Below are 22,830 nucleotides of genomic sequence, written 5' to 3' on the forward strand. Positions count from 1 at the left end.
TCACTCCTGCGGGGCAGCGGCGGCGGGCTTCTGGCCGGGGAAGACCTCGTTGATCTCGTCCTCGGACCAGCCCTGGCGCGAGACGCGCTGCAGTTCGTCGGTCACCGGCTTGCGGGTGGCCTGGTACAGGGCGAGCGCCTCCTTCACGGAGCCGGCCCGGCGCAGGGCGTCGGCGAGCGCGCCGCCGTCCTCGATGGCCGAGTTGGCGCCCTGGCCCTGGTGGTGCAGCATCGAGTGGGCCGCGTCGCCCACGAGGACGACGGAGTCCGAGTGCCACCGGTCGACCGGGTCGATGTCGTACACGGCGCGGACGTTCACGGTGTCCATGTCGAGGTCGCGTGTGATGCTCACCAGACGCTCGTCGAAGCCCTCCACCGTCTTCAGGAGGTCGTCCCTGGTGACCTGGGGCGTCCAGGCGCCGTCCGGACACAGGGCGGTGATGTCGAACGACACCTGGCCCCGGTGGCGCAGCGGCAGCAGGTAGACCTTGGTGCCCCGGCCGATGTACATGCGGAGGTTGTCGTCGGTGACCATGCCGTGGGCGGCGTCGAGGGAGATGACGGCACGGTAGGCGTGCTCGCCGGCGAACACGGGACCCCGGTCGCCGGACAGCTCCTGTCGGACGACCGACTTGATGCCGTCGGCGCCGACGACCAGGTCGGCCTCGACGGTCCCGCCGCCGGCGAAGGTGAGGACGGAGCGGTCGCCCTTGTCCTCGATGCTCTCCAGTCTGTGACCGAGGTGCACCATGCCCTCGGGGAGCACGCCCATGAGGGCCTCGATGAAGTCGCCGCGGTGGATCAGGTGGGTGCGGGTCTGCTCGCCGTCGGCCGGCCAGGCCTCCTTCATGATCGGGTCACCGGTGGCGGTGAGGATCTCGAAGTACTCGCTCGGCGAGGTCACCTTCGCGATGGCGTCGAAGATCCCCCACTCGCGGAACCGGTTCATGGTGGCGGGACGCAGCCCGATGCCGGCGCCCACCTCGCGGATCCGGTGGGCCTGCTCGTAGACGTCGACCCGGGCGCCGAGCAGGCTGAGGGCCTTGGCCGCCGCCGCGCCGCCGTACCCCGCTCCGACGACGGCGATCTTCAGGTTCTTCAGCTCTGAGGACTGCATGGTGGTTCTCTCTCTACTTCTGAAGGGTGAGGAAGCCGGCCGGGTTGTCGACGAAGATCGTCTCGATGGCGGCGTGGTCGAGACCCGCGGCGCGGAGGTCCGGGATGAGGTCCTCGAAGAGGTAGTTGACGGTGTGTCCCCTGACGCCCGGCCAGCCGAGCGGGCTGCAGTTGGCGTCGGCGGAGGCGAGGACCTGCTTCAGCCGCCGTCCTCCGTCGATGAACCGCAGGAAGTGGTCGAGGCGCTCCTTGCGGGGGCGGGCCCAGAACGGCGGGTCGGGCAGCTCGGTCTCGTAGCCGAAGGTGTCGAAGCCGATGCGTCCGCCCTGCTCGGCGATCCAGACGTCGCGCGTCTTCTCGGCGTTCACACCGTCGTCGACGTGTCCGAAGAGGACGCGGTGCAGCGGCAGGCCCTCCTCGTCGAAGATCGAGATCGCGTTCTCGGCGTCGATCGCGAGGTGGGTCAGCAGGGGCGCGCCGGTGGTGAGCGAGGCGCGGGCGGCGGCGCGGTAGATGCGCTTGTCCAGGTCCGTCATGCGTCCGCCGCGGCTGACGCCGACCTTGATGACACCGGCGAGGCCCCCGGTGGCCCCGATGCCGACGGTGATCTCGTGGACGAACTGCCGCGTCAGGTAGTCCACGCCGGCGTTCGCGAAGTGCGGCAGAGCGGTGTCGCCGCCGACGAAGCCGGTGCAGGCGACGATGTGGACGCCGGTCTTCGCGGACAGCGACCTGTAGTGGTCGACGTCACGCCCGTTGCAGATGCCGGTCGCGTCGACGAAGGTGCCGCCGCCGTACTCGTGGAACGCGCGCAGCTTCGGGACGGTCTCCTCGTACCGCTGCTCGGGCGTCTTCCACCATGTGGTGTCCAGCTCGGAGCCGGGCATGCCGTACCCGATGTGCTCGTGGACGGCCACGAGTCCCAGTTCCTCGGCCGGGACCGGTCCCAGGACCGTGTTCACTCTCGACACAACACTCACCTTCGAGTAAGTAGCCAGATGGTCTTCGGTGCCGGTGCGCTCAGCGCACCGACAGCAGGTCGCGCGGGTTCTCCACGAGAATCCGCCGCGCGTCCTCGTCGCTGAGACCCCGTGTCCTCAGAAGCGGGACGAAGGTGGTCAGGAGGTAGCTGTACGGCAGGTCGTTGCCGGTGTGGCCCTTCGCCACGCCGGTCGCGCCGGCCGACAGCAGGATCCGGTCGGCGAAGCCGGCCTCGACGAGGCCGGTGACCAGATCGGCGCGCCCGGCGTCGCCGAGGTGGGCGTCGTCCTCGGTGCCCACGTGGTCGAGTGCGACGTAGGCACCGCGGCGGGCGACCTCGTGGGGCGCTCCGGTGGCTGCGGCGTCCCTGCGGTCGAGGCCGCCGACGACGACGCGGTCGGCGGGGAGCTTCTCGTCGAGGACGACGTCGAGGTCGTGGAGGGCGTCATCGCCGTAGCGGACGGAGAGCGCGACGCCGGTGCTCAGAGCGGTCCGGGCCGCACCCCGGAACAGGCTCTCGTCGGTCGCGGTCATGCCCTCGCGGGTCGCCGTGGTGGCCACCAGGCCGGCCGCCCCGCGGCGCTCCACGCGCGGAACCACCATGCCCTCGGTGACCTCCCGGGTGAAGAGGCCGGCGAACTTCTCGGCCGGCCACGGCGCCGGCGGGTCGGTCTGCGGCGTGAGAAAGTAGCCGCCGAGCAGTTCCTCCGGGCCCTGGCCGGTGGACGCGACGATGTGCACGCCGGTCACGCGGGCGAGGGACTCGTACAGCCGGACGTCCCGGCCGTGGAACATACCGGTGCTGTCGACGATCGTGCCGCCGCCGTGGGCGCGGAAGTCCTTCAGCTTCGCGGCGAGCGTCTCGAAGATCTCCGCGCGGTCGAAGCGGATGTCGTAGCCGTGCTCGGCGCCCGGCACCACCGACAGCAGCGCCTCGTGGACCGAGACGACGCCCAGCTCATCGGCCGGCACCGGGCCCAGGACGGTGTTCACGGTGTTGCTCTTGACGCTCATGCCTGCCTCACGTCTTCCGGTGGGGGTGCGGCTCGCACTCCCTGTGGCTGCCGTCACGGTAGCCATTCGCTTTACATGACGTCAATGAAACGAACGCCACGAAAAAAGAAAGTTCCGGGGGTCGTGCGAACCTCCGCCGATCTCTTCCACCCGCGACCTGCGGGAACGGGGCCCCGCCGTCCGCCTCCCGGAGAACGACGCCTACGCGCTGACGCGATACGACGTCGTCCGTGACGCCCTCGCTGACCGGGAGTCGTTGTCGTCGGCCTCGATCGCGTTCGATCCGATGGCCAACGAGGCCCTCACCGGCACATCGCTCGCCTCCGACCCGCCCGTCCGACCCGCCCGTGCGCACCCAGCCGCGCGCGCCACGCTCACCGAGAACCTCTCGCCGCGTGCGCTGCGCGGTCTCAAGGCCGGGATCGACACGAAGGCGGACGCCCTCGTCGCCGGGCTGATCCCGAAGAACTCAAGGGCTCCTTCCAGGACATCGACGCCCTCGCCCGGACCTTCCCGCTGGAGGTCGTCGCCGACCTGATCGGCTTCACGGCGGCTGAGCACGATCGCGGTGCCCTCCGAGGCCACCTTCGCCGACCAGGGCGTCGACGTGGTGCTGATCTCCGCGAGGCACTCCTCGCCGCACCCGCGCGAGCGGCTGTACGACGACCGCTGTGTGGTGGTGGCCTCGGCGGACACGCCACCGGAGGCGGGCGCGCTCGACCTCCTGCCCACCCAGCCGCACGTCGTCGTCGACACCGAGCGGCGGGTCCTCCCCTGTTCGGCGCTGGAGGACGAGGGCATCCCCTACCGGGTCGGCCAGTTAAGCTCCGACCACCTGCTGGTTCCGTTCCTGGTCGCACGCGCGGGCGGCGTCGCCCTGCGGCGCCACCGGGTCGCCGTCACCATGCGGACGCTCGCCGCCCTGCGGATCGAGGAGTTCCCGTTCCCGCTCCCCGGGCTCGGGATCGACATGGTGTGGAACCCCCGGCTGAGCGACCAGTACTTCGCCGAGTGGCTCCGCGCGCTGCTGTTCGACGCGGCGGAGCCCTCCTGACGGCGGCCGAGGCGGTCAGGTCAGCAGTCGTACCCAGCTGGCGCCGAGTTCGTCGAGCATCTGCTCGCGGTCGAGCTTCCAGTCGGCGCGGTCCCAGTGCTGCGCGACGTAGTCGAGCTGGGACATGGCGAGCACGCCGCGGAAGTGACGCTGGTGGGGTTCGAGGCGCCCGGCCGCCGTGAGTCCCTCCTCGATGTCGCCGATGGCCTCCTCCATCCAGCGCTCGACCAGGTCGGGAAGTTCCGGATCGACCACCGAGGCGTCGCGGCCGACGCGGATGATCGGCCGGATGGCCGGCCAGATGTCGGCGGTGCGCCGCAGCCACGCCATGATCGCCTCGGGTGTTCCGGCGGCGACGGTGGCGACGAGGTCCCGGGCCGTGGAGCCGTGCTCGGGCGAGCGGACCCGCTGCAGCGTCTCGTTGAGCTGCTCGTCGATGAGCGCCTTCATCAGTTCGCTGCGGGAGGGGAAGTACGCGTAGAAGGTCACGCGTGTGGTGCCCGCGGCGGTCGCGATGTCGTCGACCGTGGTGGCGGCATACCCCTTCGCCTTGAACAGCTCGAGTCCCGACTCCAGGAGCAGACGGCGGGTCATCTGCTTCTGCGCCTCACGAAGGTTCGCCATGCCGGAGATCCTAACGCCGCCCGCGCACGGCGAACACACGCGCCGACCTCGAACCTGACACCGAAGATGCGATCCTTACGTGACGTCAAGCACTCAGGTGCGCAGCTCGACGGAGAGCCGCTCCCCCAGTTCCGCCACCGAGGCCCCGTACGTCTCCAGCACCCGGAGCCCGTCCGGACCGACCGCGAAGACGCCGTGGTCGGTGTAGACACGGTGGACGCAGCCGGGCCCGGTGAGCGGGTACGTGCACGCGGGGACGAGCTTGGGGGCGCCGTCCCGGGTGAACAGCTTCATCATCACCAGGACCTGCCGCGCCCCGACCGCGAGGTCCATCGCGCCGCCCACGGCGGGGATGGCGCCGGGGTCCCCGGTGTGCCAGTTGGCCAGATCGCCGCGGTAGGAGACCTGGAACGCCCCGAGCACGCACACGTCCAGGTGACCGCCGCGCATCATCGCGAAGGAGTCGGCGTGGTGGAAGTACGCCGCTCCGGGCAGCTCGGTGACCGGTACCTTTCCCGCGTTGGTGAGGTCGGGGTCGACCTCGTCGCCGGTCGCGGCCGGGCCCATGCCGAGCATGCCGTTCTCGGTGTGCAGCACGATCCCCGCGTCCGGCGAGAGGTGCTCGGCGATCCTGGTCGGCTGACCGATGCCGAGGTTGACGTAGGAACCGGCCGGGATGTCGCGGGCGATACGGGCCGCGAGTTCGTCGGTGGTGAGCGGTCCCCGGTCCGTCCGCTCCGGCACGGTGGCGGTCATCAGCGGGCTCCTTGCACGGTCAGCCGGCGGGCCTCGGCCCGTACCAGTCGGTCGATGTAGATGCCCGGGGTGACCACGGCCTCCGGGTCGATCCCGCCGGCGGGCACGATCCCGGCGACCTGGGCGACGACGGTGGTCGCCGCGGTGGCCATGACGGGGCCGAAGTTGCGGGCGGTCCTGCGGTAGACGAGGTTGCCCAGGGTGTCCGCCCGGTGTGCGGAGATCAGGGCCACGTCTCCCCTGATCGGGTACTCGAGGACGTGGACGCGGCCGTCGATCTCCCGCGTCTCCTTGCCCTCCGCCAGCGGGGTGCCGACGCCGACGGGACTGTAGAAGGCGCCGATGCCCGCTCCGGCGGCCCGCATCCGCTCGGCGAGGGTGCCCTGCGGGACCACCTCCAGTTCGACGCGCCCCGCGCGGTACAGGTCGTCGAAGACGTAGGAGTCGCTCTGCCGGGGGAACGAGCAGATCACCTTGCGTACCCGGCCGGCCCCGAGCAGCGCGGCCAGGCCCACGTCGCCGTTGCCGGCGTTGTTGGAGACGATGGTCAGACCGCCGGCCCCCTGGCGGATGAGGGCGTCGATCAGGTCGAACGGCATTCCCGCCAGACCGAATCCTCCCACCAGCACCGTCGAGCCGTCCTCGATGCCGGCGACGGCCTCGTCGGTCGTGGCGGCGATGGCCGTGGTCATCCCTGGCTCACCTCGTCCGTCACGTTCTCCAGGACCACGGCGAGGGCCTGGCCCACGCCGATGCAGATCGCCGCGACGCCCCAGCGCCGCCGCCGCTCGCGCAGCACCTTGGCCAGGGTGCCCAGCAGCCGGCCACCCGAGGCTCCCAGCGGGTGCCCGAGAGCGATCGCGCCGCCCCGGGTGTTCACGATCCCGGGGTCGATGCCCCAGGCGTCCACACAGGCGAGCGACTGCACCGCGAACGCCTCGTTCAGCTCGACCGCCCCGACGTCGCCCCAGACGATCCCGGCCCGGCGCAACGCCTTGGCGGCCGCCTCCACGGGGGCGTATCCGAACATCTGCGGCTCGACCGCGTGCACACCGCGTCCGGCGACACGCGCGACGGGCTCCAGTCCGATCCGGCCGGCGGCCGACCCGGTGCCCAGCAGTACGGCCGAGGCTCCGTCGCTCAGCGGGGAGGCGTTGCCCGCCGTGATCGTCCCGTCCGGGCGGAACGACGGCTTCAGCGCGGCCAGCTTCCCGGGGTCGGTGCCGGGCCGGATGCCCTCGTCACGGGTGAGGCCGTCCATGGGGAGGACCAGGTCGTCGTAGAAACCGTCGTCCCAGGCCGCGTCCGCGAGCCGGTGGGAACGCGCGGCGAACGCGTCCTGCCGTTCCCGGGAGATCGAGAACCTCTCCTGGAGGAGTTCGTTGCTCTCCCCCAGCGACACCGTCCACTCCTTCGGCATGGCGGGGTTGACCAGCCGCCAGCCGAGGGTGGTGGAGACGGCCGTGACATCGCGGGCGGGGAAGGCACGGTCCGGCTTGGGCAGCACCCAGGGCGCGCGGGTCATGGACTCCACACCGCCGGCGACGACGATGTCCGCGTCGCCGGACTCCAGGGTGCGGGCGGCCATGACCGCCGCGTCGAGGCCGGAGCCGCACAGCCGGTTGACGGTGGTGGCGGGGACGCTCACCGGCAGTCCGGCCAGCAGCACCGCCATCCGGCCGACGTTGCGGTTGTCCTCACCCGCGCCGTTGGCGTTGCCCCACACCACGTCGCCGATCGCGGCGCGGTCGAGGGCGGGCGCCCTGTCCAGCAGGCCGGTCAGCGCGGTGGCGGCGAGGTCGTCGGGGCGCACCCCGGCGAGGGCGCCGTCGAACCGGCCGAACGGGGTGCGGGCCGTGGCGTAGAGGTAGGCGTCGCTCATGCCGCCTCCCCCGCCGGCACCGCGTCCCCGGCGGACACCGAGTCCAGCGGGATCGGCGTGAACATCTCCGGCTCCTGGTCCGGGGTCAGCGCGGTCGGACCGTACAGCCAGTCCGTGAAGCCGTAGTCATAGGTGTCGCGGGCGCGCAGCAGCGCGTTGCGCCGCTCGCGGGCGGGACCGTCCAGGTGCCAGAGCTCGCCCCACGTGCGGGACGTGGTCAGCACGCGGCGGCAGTGCTCCGGGCGGACGGCCTCGTAGGCGGCGAGTGCGGCACCCCAGTCGACCGTGCCGTCCCCGGCGCGGTTGCGGGCGACGTGCTCGCCCAGTACCCAGCCGTCCTCGAGGGCCATGATCGCGCCCTGGGCGATGTACTGCAGCGGCGGGTGCGCGGAGTCGCCGAGCAGCGCGATCCGGCCGTGCACCCACGTCATGACCGGGTCGCGGTCGAACATCCGCCACCACTTCTCCCGCCACATGAAGGGCAGGCCGTCGCGGACGAACTCACTGGTCCGGGCGAAGGCCGCGTCGAGCTCGTCGGGGGTGCCCCAGTCGTCCCGTCCGGCCAGCGCCTTGGGCGACTCGAAGACGGCGACCTGGTTGAGCATCGCGCCGCCGCGCAGTCCGTAGTGGACGAAGTGGCAGCCGGGGCCGACGTGGACGACGACCTCACTGAGGTCGACGGACTTCACCCGCGGCTGGTCGGCGGGGACGGTGCCCCGGTAGGCGACGTAGGCGGAGGAGACGGGCCGGTCGTCGACGAGCAGTCCGCGTGCCGCCGAGTGCATGCCGTCGGCGGCGATCACCATACCGGCCTCGTGGGTCCCGCCGGAGGCGACGGTCACACGGGCGCCACCGACGGTGTTCTCGTACGAGGTGACGTGCGCGTCGTTGACCAGCTCGACACCTGCGCGCTCGCAGGCGCGCAGCAGCAGGCCGTGCAGGTCGCTGCGGTGGATGACCAGGTACGGGTAGCCGTAACGCCGCTCGAGGTCACGCAGGTCGAGCCGGGTCAGCTCCTCGCCGTCGACGGCGTCGCGCATGACCATCGCGTCCGGGACGACGCCGAGGCTCCTGGCCTCGTCCAGCAGGCCGTAGTCGTCGAGGATGCGGGTGCAGTTGGGGGCGAGCTGGATGCCGGCGCCGACCTCGCCGAAGGCGGGGGCGCTCTCCAGCAGGCGGACGCGTAGGCCCTGGCGGGTCAGGGAGAACGCCGCGCCGAGGCCGCCGATGCCGCCGCCGACCACGATCACATCAGGGTGGGACATATGACTCACCTCTACAGCCACGGGCCGAGCTCGGGAGCGTCGGCGAGCGAGTGGGGACGGCCGGCCAGCCAGGCCGCCACCTCGGGGAGCGGGCCGCCGGGAAGTCCGGTCAGCTCCCGTCGCGCGCTGATCTCGGCGACCAGGGCGGTCAGGAAGCCGTTCGGGAGGCCGGCGAAGGTGACGACTCCGGTACCGAGGTCGGCGGCGTGGACGCACACCTCGCGGGCGCGCATCCACGGGAGTTCGGTGGCGGGGACGGTGCGGCCCTGAGCGGTGACGACCTCGTGGTGCCACTGCTCGTCGGTGAGCCCGTCGAGTCCCGCCGCGAGCTTGTGCGCGGAGTCGGTGAGCCAGGAGCGGAGTTCGCCGGCCGGGAGGGCGGGCCCCCTGGCGATGCCGGCGGCGCGCTCCTCGGGGGAGGCGTACATCGGCCTCTCCTCGCCGGTGGCCGCCCAGTGCACCAGGTTGCCCAGGGCGTCGGCGTTGGCGGCGACGTGCGCCACCAGGTGCTTGCGGGTCCACCCCGGCAGCACGCTCGGGGCCGAGAAGCCGTCCTCGTCGAGGCCCGCGACGGCGTCGATCATCAGCTCGGTACCGGTGCGCGCCCACGCGCGCGCCTCGGTGAGGGTCCGCGTGCCGGTCATCCCGCGACCACCTTGTTGGCGCAGGCTCCCAGGCCGGCGATCTCGGTGACCACGTCCTGGCCGGGGAGCAGGAACACCTTGGGGTCGCGGGCGTTGCCCACGCCTGCCGGGGTGCCGGTGGCGATGATGTCCCCGGGCTTCAGGGTGATGACGGTGGAGATGTACCGCACCAGGAAGACCGGGTCGAACAGCAGGGTGCCGGTGTCGTCCCGCTGCATGACCTCGCCGTCGACGACCGTCCTGACCTCGAGTGCGGGACGGACGCCGCCGACCTCGTCCGGGGTGACGACGTAGGGGCCCACCGGAGTGGTGGCCTCCCAGATCTTGCCCTGGGTCCACTCGATGGTGCGGAACTGCCAGTCGCGCACCGAGATGTCGTTCATGACGGTGAAGCCGGCGATGGCGTCGGCGGCCTGCTGCTCGTCGGCGCGGCGCACCTGCCTGCCGATCACGACGGCCAGCTCGACCTCCCAGTCGAACGCCTCGGTCTCGGCCGGCTTGACGATGTCGTCGTTCGCGCCCAGCAGGGTCTCGGCGAACTTCGGGAAGAGGGTCGGGTAGCTGGGCAGGTCCCGTCCCATCTCCTTGATGTGCTCGGTGTAGTTGTGGCCGACGCAGACGACCTTGGAGGGGTTCGGCACGACCGGGGCGAAGTCCGCCCCCTCGACCGGGTACGCGGGACCGGAGGCGGCGGCGGCCCGGTCCTGCCAGTCCGCCTCGGCGAACAGCTCGCCCAGGTCGGCGTGTCCGAGGTCGACGTGCCTCTCGCCGTCGAGGCGGACCGCGCGGGTGCCGTCGGCGGTGCGGATGGTGGCGAGCTTCATGTCAGGCGTCCTTCTGGGTGCGGTCGAGCTTGAGCGCCGCGAGGACGGGCGCGTCGGAGAAGCGGAACAGGTCGAGGGCGCCTTCGTCGGAGTCGGTCGTACCGGCCTCGGACCTTGCGGTGAACGGCTCCCAGGAGGGGACGACGAACAGGTCGCCGCGGGTCACCGTCCAGGACGTGTCACCGACGGTCACGACCCCCGATCCGTCGAACACCTGGTAGACGGACGAGCCGGTCTCGCGCACCGGGGCTGTCTCGGCGCCCCGGGCGACACGGTGGAACTCGGCGCGCAGGGTCGGCAGCACGTCCGAGCCGTCGTGCGGGCTGGAGTAGCGCACCGCGGCGTGGCCGGGCTCGACGGTGCCGCCGAAGCCCTCCTTCTCCAGCAGCAGCTGCTCGCGCAGGGCCGCGTTGGTGTACGCCCACTTGTACGACAGCAGCGGGCTGCCCGGCGTGGCGGGTACGGCCGACAGCGGGCGCAGGCCGGGATGGCCCCACAGCCGCTCGGAGCGCGACCGCTCGGGGGTGATCCGCTCGGCGTCGGTGATCTCGTCACGGCCGAACTCGAAGAACTGTGCCTCGGTGACGTACTGGAAGGGGATGTCGAGGCCGTCGATCCAGGCCATCGGTTCGGCGGTCGCGTTGTGGTGGGCGTGCCAGTTCCAGCCCGCCTGGGGGAGGAAGTCACCCCGGTTCATGGGCACCGGGTCGCCGCCGACGACCGTCCACACGCCCGAGCCCTCGACGACGAAGCGGAAGGCGTGCTGGGTGTGCCGGTGCTCGGGGGCGTCCTCGCCGGGCATCAGGTACTGGATGGCCGCCCACAGGGTCGGGGTGGCGAAGGGCCGGCCGCCGAGGGAGGGGTTGGCCAGCGCGATGGCGCGGCGCTCACCCCCGCGGCCGACCGGCACCAGTGCGCCGGCCCGGTCCGCCAGCTCCCGGAGCCTCTCCCAGCGCCACAGGTGCGGCACGGCGCGCGAGCGCGGCTGGGCCGGCATCAGGTCGCCGATCTCGGTCCACAGCGGGACGAGCAGCTCCTGCTCGAAGCCCCGGTACAGCTCTTCGAGCGCCGGGGTGACCTCGGGTTGCCCTTCCGCGGAGACGGCCTGCAGCCGGACCGGGGAACCCGTAGCGGTGTCTGGTGCGATGGAGGACTGAGTCACATGGCTCAGCGTGCACCGTGTCTTCCTGGAGAACCTGTAGATTCTGGAGAGCAGAATCCCGAGTGAGGCCACGCCATGGACAAGCCGCTCAAGACACCCCCGCCCTACCCCATCGCCAGCGTGGACCACGCCCTGCGGGCGGCGACGATCCTGCAGATGGAGGGGGGCGCGACCGTCTCCCGGATGGCGGAGCGGCTGGGCGTCGCCCGGTCGACCGCCCACCGGGTCCTGGCGATGCTGGTCTACCGGGACTTCGCGGTGCAGGGCGAGGACCGGGTCTACCGGGCGGGGCCGGTGCTGGAGCTCGCGGCGCACTCGCAGTCCCTGGTGTCACGGCTGCGGGCGGCGGCCCTGCCGCATCTGCACCGGATCGTCGATCTGCTGGACGAGACCGCGAACCTGATCGTGCGCACCGGAGACACGGCCCGGTTCATCGCCAGCGTCGAGTGCAGGCAGGCCCTGCGGGTGGGGTCCCGTGAGGGCATGGTGTTCCCGGCCCACCGCACGACGGCGGGACTGCTGCTGCTCGCCGACCTGTCCGAGGACGAGCTGGACGGGGTGTACGCCCCCGAGCGGTACCGGGACCGGCCGGGCGACCGGCCCGACCTCGCCCGGCTGCGGACCGAGCTGGCGCGGCTGCGCCGCAACGGTTTCGCCGTCAACCAGGAGCGGTCGGAGCGTGGCCTCGTCGCCGTCGGGGTGCCGGTGCGTGACCGTGACGGCTCCGCGCTGGCCGGCCTGTCGGTGTCGATGCCGGGCGTGCGCTACGACCCGCACCGCCTGCAGCCCCTGGTGGCCACGCTGGAGGCCGCGGCGCGCGCCCTGGAGACGGACCTCGCGCCGGGGCACTGAGCGCCCGCCCGGACGGGACGTTGTCTTACGTATCGGCCACTCACCTTAAGTTGTGCAGATTTCATTGACGCGACGTAAAGCGAAGTGTCATTCTCCACGGCACCACGCCGGACTCGCGACGTGCCCTCCCCCACCACGTCCACAGTGCCGAGCGCCTTCACGCTCTCAGGGTGCCCGTTACCGGGCCCCGCTTTCCCAGCCAGGGAGATACAGCAATGACGCTCAACAACGGGGCGAGAACGTCCCAGGGCCCGACCGCGGGGGCCGCCCGGACGCCGGGCTACGCGGGAACACTGGCCGCCGCCTGCGCCGCGGTCTTCGTGGCCCAGGTCGCGAACGCCCTGCCGGTCTCCCTGAACGGTCTCTTCCAGCAGGACCTGAACACCCATGGCTCACAACTCACCTGGATCACCGCGGCGTTCATGATCGCCGTGGTCTGCTTCGAGTTCACCTTCGGTGTCCTCGGCGATCTCTTCGGCAGGCGCAGGCTCATCATGGCGGGTACGGCACTGGTCGCCGTGGGCAGCACCGTGGCCGCGCTCGCGCCCAATGTCCAGGTGCTGTGGATCGGCGCCGCGCTGAACGGCCTGGGCGCCGGCGCCATGTTCCCCGGCTCGCTCACCGCGATCAGCTCCGTCACCCGCAACGCGCGGGAACGTGCGCAGGCGGTGGCCCTCTGGAGCGGCTTCCTGTCCGCCGGCGCCGCCGTGTCCCCCTTGGTCGGCGGCGTGTTCGCCAAGGTCGGATCATGGCGCGGTTCCTTCTGGGTGCTCGTGGGGCTCGCCCTGGTCAGCATGGCGCTGACCGCCCTGCTGGCCACGGAGTCCAAGGCCCCCGAAGGCCGCCAACTCGACGTCCCCGGTCAGATCACCTTCGCCATCGGCCTCGTCCTGGTGCTGTTCGCCGCCGTCGAGGGCCCCGAGTCCGGCTGGACGACGCTCCCCGTGATGCTCGCCTTCGCCATCGGCGCGTGCTTCCTCGCCGCGTTCGTCCTGGTGGAACTGGGCGCCCCGTCCCCGATCTTCGACCTGAAGCTGTTCCGCAACCGGGCCTTCACCGTGTCCTCCGTCGTCGCGGTCATCGGCATGCTCGCCTTCCTGGGCGCCTGCTTCGCCACGAGCATGTGGCTGGGTCCGGTGCAGCACCAGGACCCGATCCGGGTCGCGGTTCCCTTCCTGCTGCTCCAGGGGCCCGCCTTCCTGCTCATCCCGGTCGTCTCCCGACTGCTGCACCGGGTCGCCGCGACCTGGCTGCTGACCTCCGGCTTCCTCCTGATCGCGGCGGGCAGCCTGCTGTTCTCCCGGATGGACGTCACCGACACCGGGCTCGGCGCGTTCGTCGCGCCGTCCCTGCTGATCGGCATCGGCTTCGCCCTGACCGTGAGCTCCGTGACGGCCGTGGCGCTCAACAGCGTTCCGGCGCACCTGGCCGGCATGGCCAGCGCCACCACCAACATGCTGCGCGACCTCGGCTTCGTCCTCGGTCCCGTGGTCGTCAGCGCGGTCGCCTTCAGCGGCGCCGGTTCGGCGTTCACGGCCAACCTGGCCGGCGCGGGCCTGAACGGCGGCCAGCTGGGCGCGGCGCGGGAGATCGCCACCGCCGGTGGGCCCATCGCCGTGAACAGCCTGCCGCCCGGCGCCCCCGGTTCCGCGGCGCAGGGCGTCGCGCTGGAGGCCCTGGGCAGCGGCTTCAGCACCGCGTACGTGGTGTGCGCCGTGGCGGCCGTCGCCGCCGCCGCCCTGACCGCGTTCGGCATGATCGGCCTCAAGGGCACACTGGGGGCCGGCGACGCGGAGTCCGGCGTCCTCCCGCCCGCTGCGGACGGAAGGACGCCGGACCCGGTCACCGCGCGCTAACTCAGCGGCTCGATACGGATGTTGCGGTAGCGCACCGCGTTCCCGTGGTCCTGCAGCCGGATCGCCCCGGCCGCGGGGCCTTCGGGCGCTCCGCCTCCCGTCGGACCGTCGATGGCGACGTCGTCGTGGATCTTCTTGCCGTTCCACACCACGGTGACCCGGGCGTCGGCGGTCTTGTTCCCCGCGGCGTCGTAGCGCGCCGCACGGAAGACGATGTCGTACGACTGCCAGGTCTCGGGCGCCTGGGCGGCGTTCACATCGGGGGCCTTCTTCAGATAGATCGCTCCCGCCTCGTTGTCGGCGAGTGTGGTGTCGCCGTAGGAGTCCAGGATCTGGAGTTCGTAGCGGTCCTGGAGGTAGACGCCGCTGTTGGCGCGGTCCTGCCCCGTCACGTCCGGGGGAAGCTCTGGCAGCCAGTACTCCAGGTGCAGTCGGAAGTCGTCGTAGCCGCTCTTGGTGCGGATGTCCCCGCAGCAGACCTCCATCGCCCCGCCGGTGACCGGCCACTGCGCCGGACGCCCGTCGGTGTGCTGCCACTCCTCCAGGCCGTCGCCGTCGAACAGGGTGACCGGACCGCCGTGCCGCCGGACGGTGAGAAGGTCGAGGTTGACGTGGCCGGTGTCGCCCGTGTCGTACCGGTAGGCGACGGTGTTGTGTCCGGCCCGCAGCCGCACCGTCTCCGTCTGCGTCGACCAGGTGTCCCAGTCACCGGTGCTGCGCAGTGCGGTCTGCTTCACCTTCTTCCCGTTGACGTACAGGGACAGCGACTTGGTGCCCTGGAAGGGGTTCGGACCGTTGGAGTAGCGCAGCCCCAGGTCGTACGTGCCTCCTCGCGGGGCCTCGACGTCGAAGGTGGTCGTGGCCCCCTCGGTGCCGTACCGGTCGACGAAGCCGCTGCCGGAGTGACCCCGGTGGTCCGTGTTGATGCCGGCCGCGCCGGTGAGGGACGCTTCCTCGGCCTCGTACAGCGGGCCCGGCGCGGGCTGCTTGCCCGGCAGTGCGTTGAGCGTGTACCAGGCCTCGGTGCTCCACAGGGTCTCGCCCGAGGCCGAGCTGAACGGACGCGGGGAGCGCAGGTGCACGACGCGGCCCGGCTCGAGTCCGTCGACGGCCAGGGTCACCTTCGTGCGGTCGCGCGACAGCCTGGCCGAGGTCACCTCCAGGGTCTCCTCGGCGATCTTGGCTCCGCCGTAGTCGCGTGTCGGGGTGTAGAGCCACTGCTCGGCCTCGTAGTGGCTGACGAGGTCGTCAGCGGTCTCCTGTGACAGGGGCTGGGTGTACTCCAGCTCGAAGCCGCCCTTCTTCACCCGCATGGCCTGGATGTCGAAGGTGTTCTTGCCGTTGGGCGACAGTTTCTGCAGGCCGTACCGGAGCTTGCCCTCCTGGCCCCAGTTGCCGTCCGCGCCCAGTCCGCCGGCGTAGATCGCGCCGTCGGGGCCCATGGTGATCCGGTTGACGCCGGCTTCGAGGCCCTGGGTGAAGCGGAAGACGGCGCCCTGGTACTGGCCCTTGACCTTCTCCAGGTAGGCACGCTGCAGACCGCCGTAGGTGACGTCACCGAACAGCATCTGCCCCTTGAACCTGCCCTTGGTCAGGTAGAGCGGCGTGCTGGGCGAGTTGGCGATCTCGTTCTGCGGGAGCCAGAGCACCGGCCGGGTCACCGGCTCGGAGTCGAAGGGGCCCGCGGGGTTGGTGAAGTGGTTGAAGAAGCGGTCCTGCTTGATGTGGACCAGTTTCGACGAAGGGAGCCAGCCGCCCTGGTTGTCGGTGGCGAAGATGTCGCCTCCGGGCCCCCAGCCGATGCCGTTCGGGGTGCGCAGACCACCGGCGATGTAACTCACCTTGCCGGTCTTCTTGTTCACCTTGATGGTCGCGCCGCGGCCGGGTGCGGGCTGCGGGTCCGTGGTGGCGCCGCCGTAGTCGATGGCGACGGACAGGTTCAGGTAGAAGTAGCCCTTGCTGTACAGCAGTCCGAAGGCGAACTCGTGGAAGTTGCCGCCGTACGGCCAGGTGGCGATCGTCTTGAACCTGTCCATGACGCCGTCGCCGTCACTGTCGCCCAGCTCCGTCAGCTCGTGCTTCTGGGAGACGAAGATGGTGCCGTCGACGACCTTGAGGCCCATCGGTTCCTTGAGGCCCTCCGCGATCCTGGTGGCCTTCACCTTGTCCGGGCCCGTGGTGCCGGTGACCTCGTCCATGACGTAGACCTCGCCGGCGGTGTTGTCGGTGCCGCCCCAGGTGCTCACCACCAGACGGCCGTCGGGCAGCCAGTCCATGCCGGTGACCTGCGGTTCGAAGCCCTCGGGGCGCAGGTCGGTGAGGGTGTGGTCGGGGCGTACCGCGTTGAGCGGAAGGCCGTCACCCGGGGAATCGGTGATGCCCTCGCACTCCTTGCGGCCCGGGGCCGTGACGCGGACCACGCCGGCGTCGGTGCTCAGTGCCGCGTTCGGCACGGTCGCGAATCCGTCGGCGCCCGGCGGCTGCCAGGCGAGGGTGAGCTGCTCCCCGCCGCCGCGCTCGAAGTGGTCGATGCGCAGCGGGTGGATGCCTTCGGTGAGCTGGACGGTGCCGTCCTTGGGCTCCGCGCCGTGCAGTCCGTCGTGGTCGATGACCAGGTGGTCGTCGATCAGCAGCCGTGAGCCGTCGTCACTGGTCAGCCGGAAGGTGTACGAGCCGTCGGCCGGCACATGGATGTTGCCGGTGACCTGGGTGACGAAGTTGTCGCTGAACCCGCCGAAGTCGTCGGTGGTGCTCCAGTCGACGACGGGCATCAGCTTGTCGACGTTGGGGGTCTGTCCGGGCTTGAGGGTGCAGATCTCGTCGAGCGGGACCTGGACGTCGAAGACACGCAGGGTGACACCGGGTTCCTGGGGCGGCACATCGGCCGCCTGCGCGGAGCCGGGCCGGGCCGATGCCGCGGGAGACACCCAGAGCCCTCCCGCGACGAACGTGCCGACGACGAGCCCTGTCAGCCATCTTCGGGCACGCCGGTACAGCCGTGCGTCCATGCTTCCTCCTGCTGAGTCGACCGGAGGGCCGGATAACTCCGGTGCCGAATAGGCGAAACGTCAACGGTTGCGGCCGACACGCTAGGAGACTTCTACTGAACTCGTCCATACTTTGTCATCGATGAGTTCAAAGTCCGTCCCGTGGGCAGCATCTCCCCGGCGACCGGGCGTGCCGCCGGACCGGTGCGCCGCTACGGGGCCGCGGGAAGGCGGTAGACGGAGACGTGGGAGCGCGAATCGGCCGTGAAGGGCGCGCCATTCCAGTCCGCGTGCCTGGACTCCAGCTCGAAACCAGCCAGTTGGGCCATGAGGTCGAGCTCGGCCGGCCAGATGTAGCGGTGCGGGCTGCGCAGCAGCCGGGCCTGTTCACTCGCGTCGAACCGGAAGTGGTGCGAGACGACGTGCTGGCGCAGGACGTCATAGGTGTCCAGGCCGATGTAGCCGGGCGCGCACTCCCAGACCGTTGCCTCCTGGCCCGGGGGAAGCTTGCGCAGTTCGGGCACCCACAGCTCGACCAGGAACCGTCCGCCGGGCCCGAGATGACGGGCGGCGTTACGGAAGCACTCGACCTGCTCGGCCTGGGTGAGCAGATTGGAGATCGTGTTGTACACGAGGTAGACGAGGGTGTATTCGCCGGGCACAGTGGTGGTCGCCATGTCCCCGATGACCACCGGGATCGCCGACTCGTCCGCCTTGGTGCGCAGTTGCGCCAGCATCGGCGGGGACAGCTCGATACCGGTCACGGGCACTCCGCGGCCGGCGAGCGGAACGGCCACCCGGCCCGTGCCGATGGCGAACTCGAGGGCCGCTCCCTCCTCCGCGAGACGGGCCAGCCGGTCCACGGCCGGCCCCAGAACCTCGGGCGCGAACATGCCCGTACCCGGCGTGTCATAACGCCGGGCGGCGTCCGCGTTCCAGATTTCCTCCTGATTCATACCGTCAACGCTCCCCGCAGGGCGGGGCGTTGTCCAATGCTTTGGGTCAGGCCCGGAGGTCAGGGCTTGAGGGCGAGGCCGCCGTGCTCGGCGATGACGACCGGCTCGGGCGCGGTGGCGTCCGGACGCCACAGCTGCACCGACACGACGCCGGGGTCGACGAGCTCCAGCCCGTCGAAGAAGGCCGTGATCTCTTCGACGGTACGCAGGTTGTAGGGCACGGCGCCGCTCTCGTTGTAGGCGTCCTGGGCCTGCTCGAAGTCCGGGTCGATACCGCGCGAGCCGTCGTTGATGGAGAGATAACTGCCGGACGGCAGGGCCGCCATCAGACGGGTCACGATGGACCGCGCCTGGTCGTAGTCCGCGATGTGGCCCAGGATGTTGCTGAGGATCAGGGCGGTGGGACGCGTGAAGTCCAGTGTCTGGGCCGCGGCTTCAAGAATGCGGTCAGGGTCCAGGACGTTCGCGTCGACATAGGCCGTGGCCCCCTCCGGAGTGGAGTAGAGCAGCGCACGGGCGTGGGCCAGGACCATCGGGTCGTTGTCGACGTAGACGATGCGGGAGTCCGGCGCGATCCGCTGGGCGACCTGGTGGGTGTTGTCGGCCGTGGGCAGCCCCGTCCCGATGTCCAGGAACTGGCGTATGCCCTGCTCGGCGACCAGATGGGTGATGTTGCGCCGCAGGAAGGCCCGGCTGCTGCGGGAGATGGTGACGATCCCCGGGAAGACGGCGGTGTAGGCGTCACCGGCTTCCTCGTCGACGGGGTAGTTGTCCTTCCCCCCCAGCCAGTAGTTCCAGATGCGGGCCGAGTGCGGCACCGAGGTGTCGATCTTCTGCTGCGCTGATCCGGGCGCCGCGGCGGGGTCGGTCATGTGTACCGTCCGTAGTTGTTCGAGGGCTGTTCTGGCCAACGCATAATCTACGTTCCCACAGCTTGTCGGCGCAGGCTTGTTCGAAAGGGACACCCGGCGACTTCACACGGCCCGGCCTGCGCGAAGGGTCAGGTCCTGCGCCGCGCGGCGGATCCGGCGGGGATGCCCGCCCGCCTTCCTGTGGCTCCCCCACCCCACCGCGCGGTGGCCGCCGGGCGGTCCGGGGAGCGGGCCCGCGCCGAGCGGGGCGCTGACCGCCCCCGCCGTCCCGTCCCGTCCTCGAGGTGCGCTGCACCCTTGCCCCCCCCGACGTGCGGGTCAGGTGAGTGGGGTTGCTCGCGCAGTTCCGCGCGCCCCTGCGGGGGCGCGCGGAACTGCCGGCTCCGCCGCGCGGGCGCGGGGGGGGCCGAGGGCGGTGACCGCCGCGAGCAGCGACGGACGGCGTGACGCGCCGCAGCTTGTCACGGCCCAGGGCCCTGATGTCGCCGTGGGCCGCGAGAGCCCGGCGGGCTCCGCCGCTCAGCCGAGTTCCACCAGCAGGTCTCCGCCCTCCACCTGCTGGATCCGGTTGATCGCCAGCCTGGCGATCGTGCCGGACTTCGGCGCGGTGATCGACGCCTCCATCTTCATCGCCTCGATGGTGGCCACCGTGGCGCCGGCCTCCACCTCGTCGCCCTCGGCGACCGCGAGCGTCACCACACCGGCGAACGGCGCCGCGACATGGCCGGCGTCGGTGCGGTCGGCCTTCTCCGTGACCGGTGCGTCGGAGGCCGCCGACCGGTCGCGGACCTGGATCGGCCGCAACTGCCCGTTCAGCGTGGACATCACGGTCCGCATGCCCCGTTCGTCGGCGTCGCCCACGGCCTGCAGTTCGATCAGCAGCCGGACACCGGGTTCGAGGTCGACGCTGTACTCCTTGCCCGGGCGCAGTCCGTAGAAGAAGTCCTTGCTGTCCAGGACGCCGGTGTCACCGAAGGACTGCCGGTGCGTCTCGAACTCCTGCGTGGGGCCGGGGAACAGCAGCCGGTTGAGGGTCGGCCGGCGGTCCTTCGCCAGGCCCTCCCGGTCGTCGGCGGACAGTTCCTGCACGGGCTTGGCCTCGCCGCGACCCCGCAGGGCCTTGCTGCGGAAGGGCTCCGGCCAGCCGCCGGGCGGAGTGCCCAGCTCGCCGCGCAGGAAGCCGATGACGGAGTCGGGGATGTCGAAACGGTCCGGCTCCTCCTCGAAGTCGCGCGGCGAGACGCCCGCGCCGACCAGGTGCAGGGCCAGGTCGCCCACCACCTTCGAGGACGGGGTGACCTTCACCAGACGGCCGAGCATCCGGTCGGCGGCGGCGTACATCGCCTCGATGTCCTCGAAACGGTCGCCGAGGCCGAGCGCGATGGCCTGGGTCCGCAGGTTGGAGAGCTGACCGCCGGGGATCTCGTGGTGGTAGACGCGGCCGGTCGGTGAGGCGAGGCCGGCCTCGAAGGGGGCGTAGACCTTGCGGACGCTCTCCCAGTAGGGCTCCAGGTCACCGACGGCCGCCAGGTCCAGGCCGGTGGGCCGCTCCGAGTGGTCGGTCGCCGCGACGAGCGCCGACAGGGACGGCTGGGAGGTCGTGCCGGCCATGGACGCCACCGCCCCGTCGACCGCGTCCGCGCCCGCCTGGATCGCGGCGAGGTAGGTGGCGAGCTGACCGCCGGCGGTGTCGTGGGTGTGCAGGTGCACCGGCAGGCCGAACTCCCGCCGCAGGGCCGACACGAGGGTCGCCGCCGCGGGTGCCCGGAGCAGTCCCGCCATGTCCTTGACGGCCAGGACGTGGGCCCCCGCCTCGACGATCTGCTCGGCCAGCCGCAGGTAGTAGTCCAGGGTGTAGAGCCGCTCGGACGGGTCGGACAGGTCGGCGGTGTAGCACAGGGCCACCTCGGCGACGGACGTGCCGGTCCCGCGTACGGCGTCGATGGCGGGCCGCATCTGGGAGACGTCGTTGAGCGCGTCGAAGATGCGGAAGATGTCGACGCCGGTGGCCGCCGCCTCCTGGACGAAGGCGTCGGTCACCTCCGTGGGGTACGGGGTGTAGCCCACCGTGTTGCGGCCGCGCAGCAGCATCTGCAGGCAGATGTTCGGTACGGCTTCCCGCAGGGCGGCCAGGCGCTCCCAGGGGTCCTCGGCGAGGAAGCGCAGGGCGACGTCGTACGTGGCGCCGCCCCAGCACTCCAGGGAGAGCAGTCCGGGCAGGGTGCGCGCCACCACGGGGGCGACGGCGAGCAGGTCCTTGGTGCGGACCCGGGTGGCGAGAAGCGACTGGTGGGCGTCGCGGAACGTGGTGTCGGTGACGCCGATGGCCGGCGAGGCGCGCAGCCAGGCCGCGAAGCCCTCGGGGCCGAGTTCGGCCAGCCGCTGCCGGGAGCCGGCCGGTGGTTCACCGGTGGCGGCCGGCGGCAGCTTGGTCAGCGGGTCGATCAGCTCGGGACGCTCGCCGTGCGGCTTGTTCACCGTGACGTCGGCGAGGAAGGTGAGCAGTTTGGTGCCGCGGTCGGCGGAGTGACGCGACGTGAGCAGCTGCGGACGCTGTTCGATGAACGAGGTGGTGACGTGTCCGGCCTGGAAGTCCGGGTCGTCGAGGACCGCCTGCAGGAAGGGGATGTTGGTGGCGACGCCGCGGATGCGGAACTCGGCCACCGCGCGCCGGGCCCGGCCCACCGCCGCACCGAAGTCCCGCCCCCGGCAGGTGAGTTTCACCAGCATCGAGTCGAAGTGGGCGCTGATCTCCGTCCCCGCGTGGGTGGTGCCGCCGTCCAGCCGGATGCCGGAGCCGCCGGGCGAGCGGTACGCGCTGATCCGTCCGGTGTCCGGGCGGAAGCCGTTGGCCGGGTCCTCGGTGGTGATGCGGCACTGCAGCGCGGCCCCCCGCAGGGTGACGGTGTCCTGGGAGAGACCGAGGTCGGCGAGTGTCTCGCCGCCGGCGATGCGCAGCTGCGACTGGACCAGGTCGACGTCGGTCACCTCCTCGGTGACCGTGTGCTCGACCTGGATGCGCGGGTTCATCTCGATGAAGACGTGGTTCCCGTCGCGGTCGAGGAGGAACTCAACGGTGCCGGCGTTGCGGTAGCCGATCTGCCGGGCGAAGCGTACGGCGTCGGCGCAGATGCGCTCGCGCAGCGCGGGGTCGAGGTTCGGCGCGGGCGCGAGTTCGATCACCTTCTGGTGGCGGCGCTGCACCGAGCAGTCCCGCTCGAACAGGTGCATGACGTTGCCCTGTCCGTCGGCGAGGATCTGCACCTCGATGTGGCGCGGTTCGACGACGGCCTTCTCCAGGAACACCGTGGGGTCGCCGAACGCCGAGGCGGCCTCCCGGGAGGCCGCCTCGATGGACTCCCGCAGCTGGGCGGGGTCCTCGACGCGGCGCATACCGCGACCGCCGCCGCCCGCGACCGCCTTGACGAAGACGGGGAAGCCGACGTCACCGGCGGCGCGGACGAGTTCGTCGACATCGGTGGAGGGTGCCGAGGAGCCCAGGACCGGCACGCCGGCCTCGCGGGCGGCGGCCACGGCCCGGGCCTTGTTCCCGGTCAGTTCCAGGATCTCGGCGCTGGGTCCGACGAAGGTGATACCCGCGTCCTCGCAGGCCCTGGCCAGTTCCGGGTTCTCGGACAGGAAGCCGTAGCCCGGGTAGACGGCGTCGGCGCCCGCCCGCCGTGCGGCGCGGACGATCTCCTCCACGGAGAGGTAGGCCCGCACCGGGTGCCCTGGCTCGCCGATCTCGTACGCCTCGTCCGCCTTCAGGCGGTGCAGCGAGTTGCGGTCCTCGTGGGGGAAGACGGCGACGGTTCGGGCGCCCAGCTCGTAGCCCGCCCGGAACGCCCGAATCGCGATCTCACCGCGGTTGGCGACCAGCACCTTGCGGAACATTCTCGATCCCTTCAGCCTGCCTTTGACGAAGACCATCGTGTCCGTGGCAGGTCCGGTACGCCATGTGAGCCGGGCCACTCACACCTGGCCGC

At 71.3% G+C, this 22,830-nt stretch carries 18 protein-coding genes; 3 read left to right on the forward strand and 15 right to left on the reverse strand.

Features of this window, described 5'->3' with window-relative positions; translation table 11 throughout:
- From HTV45_RS00815 to HTV45_RS00825, 3 genes are read right to left on the reverse strand one after another with little or no spacing between them, the layout of a single operon-like run.
- Complete coding sequence (locus HTV45_RS00815; protein WP_215203584.1) at window positions 1-1,116, reverse strand: NAD(P)/FAD-dependent oxidoreductase; 1,116 nt, start codon at window positions 1,114-1,116, stop codon at window positions 1-3.
- Between the two features lie 13 nt (window positions 1,117-1,129).
- Window positions 1,130-2,086 carry a phosphotriesterase gene (locus tag HTV45_RS00820; RefSeq protein WP_215203585.1) on the reverse strand — a complete coding sequence of 319 codons (957 nt, stop codon included), beginning with the start codon at window positions 2,084-2,086 and terminating at the stop codon, window positions 1,130-1,132.
- A 49-nt stretch (window positions 2,087-2,135) separates the two neighbouring features.
- Window positions 2,136-3,110 carry a phosphotriesterase gene (locus HTV45_RS00825; protein ID WP_215203586.1) on the reverse strand — a complete coding sequence of 325 codons (975 nt, stop codon included), beginning with the start codon at window positions 3,108-3,110 and terminating at the stop codon, window positions 2,136-2,138.
- 568 nt (window positions 3,111-3,678) lie between these two features.
- Between HTV45_RS00825 and HTV45_RS00830 the strand changes: the two genes are divergently transcribed.
- Window positions 3,679-4,164, forward strand: a complete 486-nt coding sequence (locus HTV45_RS00830; protein WP_308308947.1) for a LysR substrate-binding domain-containing protein — start codon at window positions 3,679-3,681, stop codon at window positions 4,162-4,164.
- A 15-nt stretch (window positions 4,165-4,179) separates the two neighbouring features.
- Here the strand turns inward: HTV45_RS00830 and HTV45_RS00835 are convergent, their stop codons facing one another.
- The 8 genes from HTV45_RS00835 to HTV45_RS00870 all read right to left on the reverse strand — a co-directional run bounded on the left by HTV45_RS00835 (window position 4,180) and on the right by HTV45_RS00870 (window position 11,321).
- Window positions 4,180-4,788: a TetR/AcrR family transcriptional regulator gene (locus HTV45_RS00835; protein WP_215203587.1), complete on the reverse strand. Its 609-nt coding sequence runs from the start codon at window positions 4,786-4,788 to the stop codon at window positions 4,180-4,182.
- Between the two features lie 93 nt (window positions 4,789-4,881).
- A complete protein-coding gene (locus HTV45_RS00840) occupies window positions 4,882-5,544 on the reverse strand; it encodes a 3-oxoacid CoA-transferase subunit B (RefSeq protein WP_215203588.1) in 663 nt (220 codons plus the stop codon).
- Entirely contained in the window at window positions 5,544-6,236 is a 693-nt protein-coding gene (locus HTV45_RS00845; protein ID WP_215203589.1) for a 3-oxoacid CoA-transferase subunit A, read from the reverse strand. Before HTV45_RS00845 ends, HTV45_RS00840 begins: the two co-directional genes overlap by 1 nt.
- The gene (locus HTV45_RS00850) at window positions 6,233-7,426 is read right to left on the reverse strand and encodes a thiolase family protein (RefSeq protein ID WP_215203590.1); all 1,194 of its coding nucleotides are present in this window, start codon (window positions 7,424-7,426) and stop codon (window positions 6,233-6,235) included. The genes HTV45_RS00845 and HTV45_RS00850 overlap by 4 nt, the downstream gene beginning before the upstream one ends.
- The gene (locus tag HTV45_RS00855) at window positions 7,423-8,691 is read right to left on the reverse strand and encodes an FAD-dependent oxidoreductase (protein WP_251690866.1); all 1,269 of its coding nucleotides are present in this window, start codon (window positions 8,689-8,691) and stop codon (window positions 7,423-7,425) included. Before HTV45_RS00855 ends, HTV45_RS00850 begins: the two co-directional genes overlap by 4 nt.
- 11 nt (window positions 8,692-8,702) lie before the next feature.
- Window positions 8,703-9,335, reverse strand: coding sequence for a maleylpyruvate isomerase N-terminal domain-containing protein (locus HTV45_RS00860; RefSeq protein WP_215203591.1), 633 nt, complete (start codon window positions 9,333-9,335; stop codon window positions 8,703-8,705).
- Entirely contained in the window at window positions 9,332-10,159 is an 828-nt protein-coding gene (locus HTV45_RS00865; RefSeq protein ID WP_215203592.1) for a fumarylacetoacetate hydrolase family protein, read from the reverse strand. The genes HTV45_RS00860 and HTV45_RS00865 overlap by 4 nt, the downstream gene beginning before the upstream one ends.
- A 1-nt stretch (window position 10,160) precedes the next feature.
- On the reverse strand, window positions 10,161-11,321 hold the full coding sequence (locus tag HTV45_RS00870) for a cupin domain-containing protein (RefSeq protein ID WP_215203593.1): 1,161 nt from the start codon (window positions 11,319-11,321) through the stop codon (window positions 10,161-10,163).
- Between the two features lie 75 nt (window positions 11,322-11,396).
- On the opposite strand from HTV45_RS00870, the gene HTV45_RS00875 reads away from it, so the two are divergent.
- Both HTV45_RS00875 and HTV45_RS00880 read left to right on the forward strand, forming a co-directional pair.
- A complete protein-coding gene (locus HTV45_RS00875) occupies window positions 11,397-12,173 on the forward strand; it encodes an IclR family transcriptional regulator (protein WP_215203594.1) in 777 nt (258 codons plus the stop codon).
- 215 nt (window positions 12,174-12,388) lie between these two features.
- Entirely contained in the window at window positions 12,389-14,029 is a 1,641-nt protein-coding gene (locus HTV45_RS00880) for an MFS transporter (RefSeq protein ID WP_215203595.1), read from the forward strand.
- On the opposite strand, the gene HTV45_RS00885 is transcribed toward HTV45_RS00880, so the two are convergent.
- From HTV45_RS00885 to HTV45_RS00900, 4 genes are all read right to left on the reverse strand, one after another.
- Window positions 14,026-17,037 carry a family 16 glycoside hydrolase gene (locus HTV45_RS00885; RefSeq protein ID WP_215203596.1) on the reverse strand — a complete coding sequence of 1,004 codons (3,012 nt, stop codon included), beginning with the start codon at window positions 17,035-17,037 and terminating at the stop codon, window positions 14,026-14,028. The genes HTV45_RS00880 and HTV45_RS00885 overlap by 4 nt on opposite strands.
- A gap of 191 nt (window positions 17,038-17,228) precedes the next feature.
- A complete protein-coding gene (locus HTV45_RS00890) occupies window positions 17,229-17,972 on the reverse strand; it encodes a bifunctional 2-polyprenyl-6-hydroxyphenol methylase/3-demethylubiquinol 3-O-methyltransferase UbiG (RefSeq protein WP_215203597.1) in 744 nt (247 codons plus the stop codon).
- Window positions 17,973-18,031: 59 nt separating this feature from the next.
- The gene (locus tag HTV45_RS00895; RefSeq protein WP_215203598.1) at window positions 18,032-18,844 is read right to left on the reverse strand and encodes an SAM-dependent methyltransferase; all 813 of its coding nucleotides are present in this window, start codon (window positions 18,842-18,844) and stop codon (window positions 18,032-18,034) included.
- A gap of 519 nt (window positions 18,845-19,363) precedes the next feature.
- The gene (locus HTV45_RS00900; RefSeq protein WP_215203599.1) at window positions 19,364-22,738 is read right to left on the reverse strand and encodes a pyruvate carboxylase; all 3,375 of its coding nucleotides are present in this window, start codon (window positions 22,736-22,738) and stop codon (window positions 19,364-19,366) included.
- Between the last annotated feature and the right edge of the window lie 92 nt (window positions 22,739-22,830).

Origin of the sequence: Streptomyces sp. CHD11 (assembly GCF_018638295.1) — a bacterium.
GTDB lineage: Bacteria > Actinomycetota > Actinomycetes > Streptomycetales > Streptomycetaceae > Streptomyces.

What these genes read in the sequence shown, in the direction of transcription:
- HTV45_RS00880 (WP_215203595.1), top strand. Translation starts at nt 12,389, where the DNA reads ATGACGCTCAACAACGGGGCGAGAACGTCCCAGGGCCCGACCGCGGGG.
- HTV45_RS00865 (WP_215203592.1), bottom strand. Translation starts at nt 10,159, where the DNA reads ATGAAGCTCGCCACCATCCGCACCGCCGACGGCACCCGCGCGGTCCGC.
- HTV45_RS00890 (WP_215203597.1), bottom strand. Translation starts at nt 17,972, where the DNA reads ATGAATCAGGAGGAAATCTGGAACGCGGACGCCGCCCGGCGTTATGAC.
- HTV45_RS00895 (WP_215203598.1), bottom strand. Translation starts at nt 18,844, where the DNA reads ATGACCGACCCCGCCGCGGCGCCCGGATCAGCGCAGCAGAAGATCGAC.
- HTV45_RS00875 (WP_215203594.1), top strand. Translation starts at nt 11,397, where the DNA reads ATGGACAAGCCGCTCAAGACACCCCCGCCCTACCCCATCGCCAGCGTG.
- HTV45_RS00855 (WP_251690866.1), bottom strand. Translation starts at nt 8,691, where the DNA reads ATGTCCCACCCTGATGTGATCGTGGTCGGCGGCGGCATCGGCGGCCTC.
- HTV45_RS00860 (WP_215203591.1), bottom strand. Translation starts at nt 9,335, where the DNA reads ATGACCGGCACGCGGACCCTCACCGAGGCGCGCGCGTGGGCGCGCACC.
- HTV45_RS00845 (WP_215203589.1), bottom strand. Translation starts at nt 6,236, where the DNA reads ATGACCACGGCCATCGCCGCCACGACCGACGAGGCCGTCGCCGGCATC.
- HTV45_RS00900 (WP_215203599.1), bottom strand. Translation starts at nt 22,738, where the DNA reads ATGTTCCGCAAGGTGCTGGTCGCCAACCGCGGTGAGATCGCGATTCGG.
- HTV45_RS00850 (WP_215203590.1), bottom strand. Translation starts at nt 7,426, where the DNA reads ATGAGCGACGCCTACCTCTACGCCACGGCCCGCACCCCGTTCGGCCGG.
- HTV45_RS00825 (WP_215203586.1), bottom strand. Translation starts at nt 3,110, where the DNA reads ATGAGCGTCAAGAGCAACACCGTGAACACCGTCCTGGGCCCGGTGCCG.
- HTV45_RS00815 (WP_215203584.1), bottom strand. Translation starts at nt 1,116, where the DNA reads ATGCAGTCCTCAGAGCTGAAGAACCTGAAGATCGCCGTCGTCGGAGCG.
- HTV45_RS00885 (WP_215203596.1), bottom strand. Translation starts at nt 17,037, where the DNA reads ATGGACGCACGGCTGTACCGGCGTGCCCGAAGATGGCTGACAGGGCTC.
- HTV45_RS00840 (WP_215203588.1), bottom strand. Translation starts at nt 5,544, where the DNA reads ATGACCGCCACCGTGCCGGAGCGGACGGACCGGGGACCGCTCACCACC.
- HTV45_RS00835 (WP_215203587.1), bottom strand. Translation starts at nt 4,788, where the DNA reads ATGGCGAACCTTCGTGAGGCGCAGAAGCAGATGACCCGCCGTCTGCTC.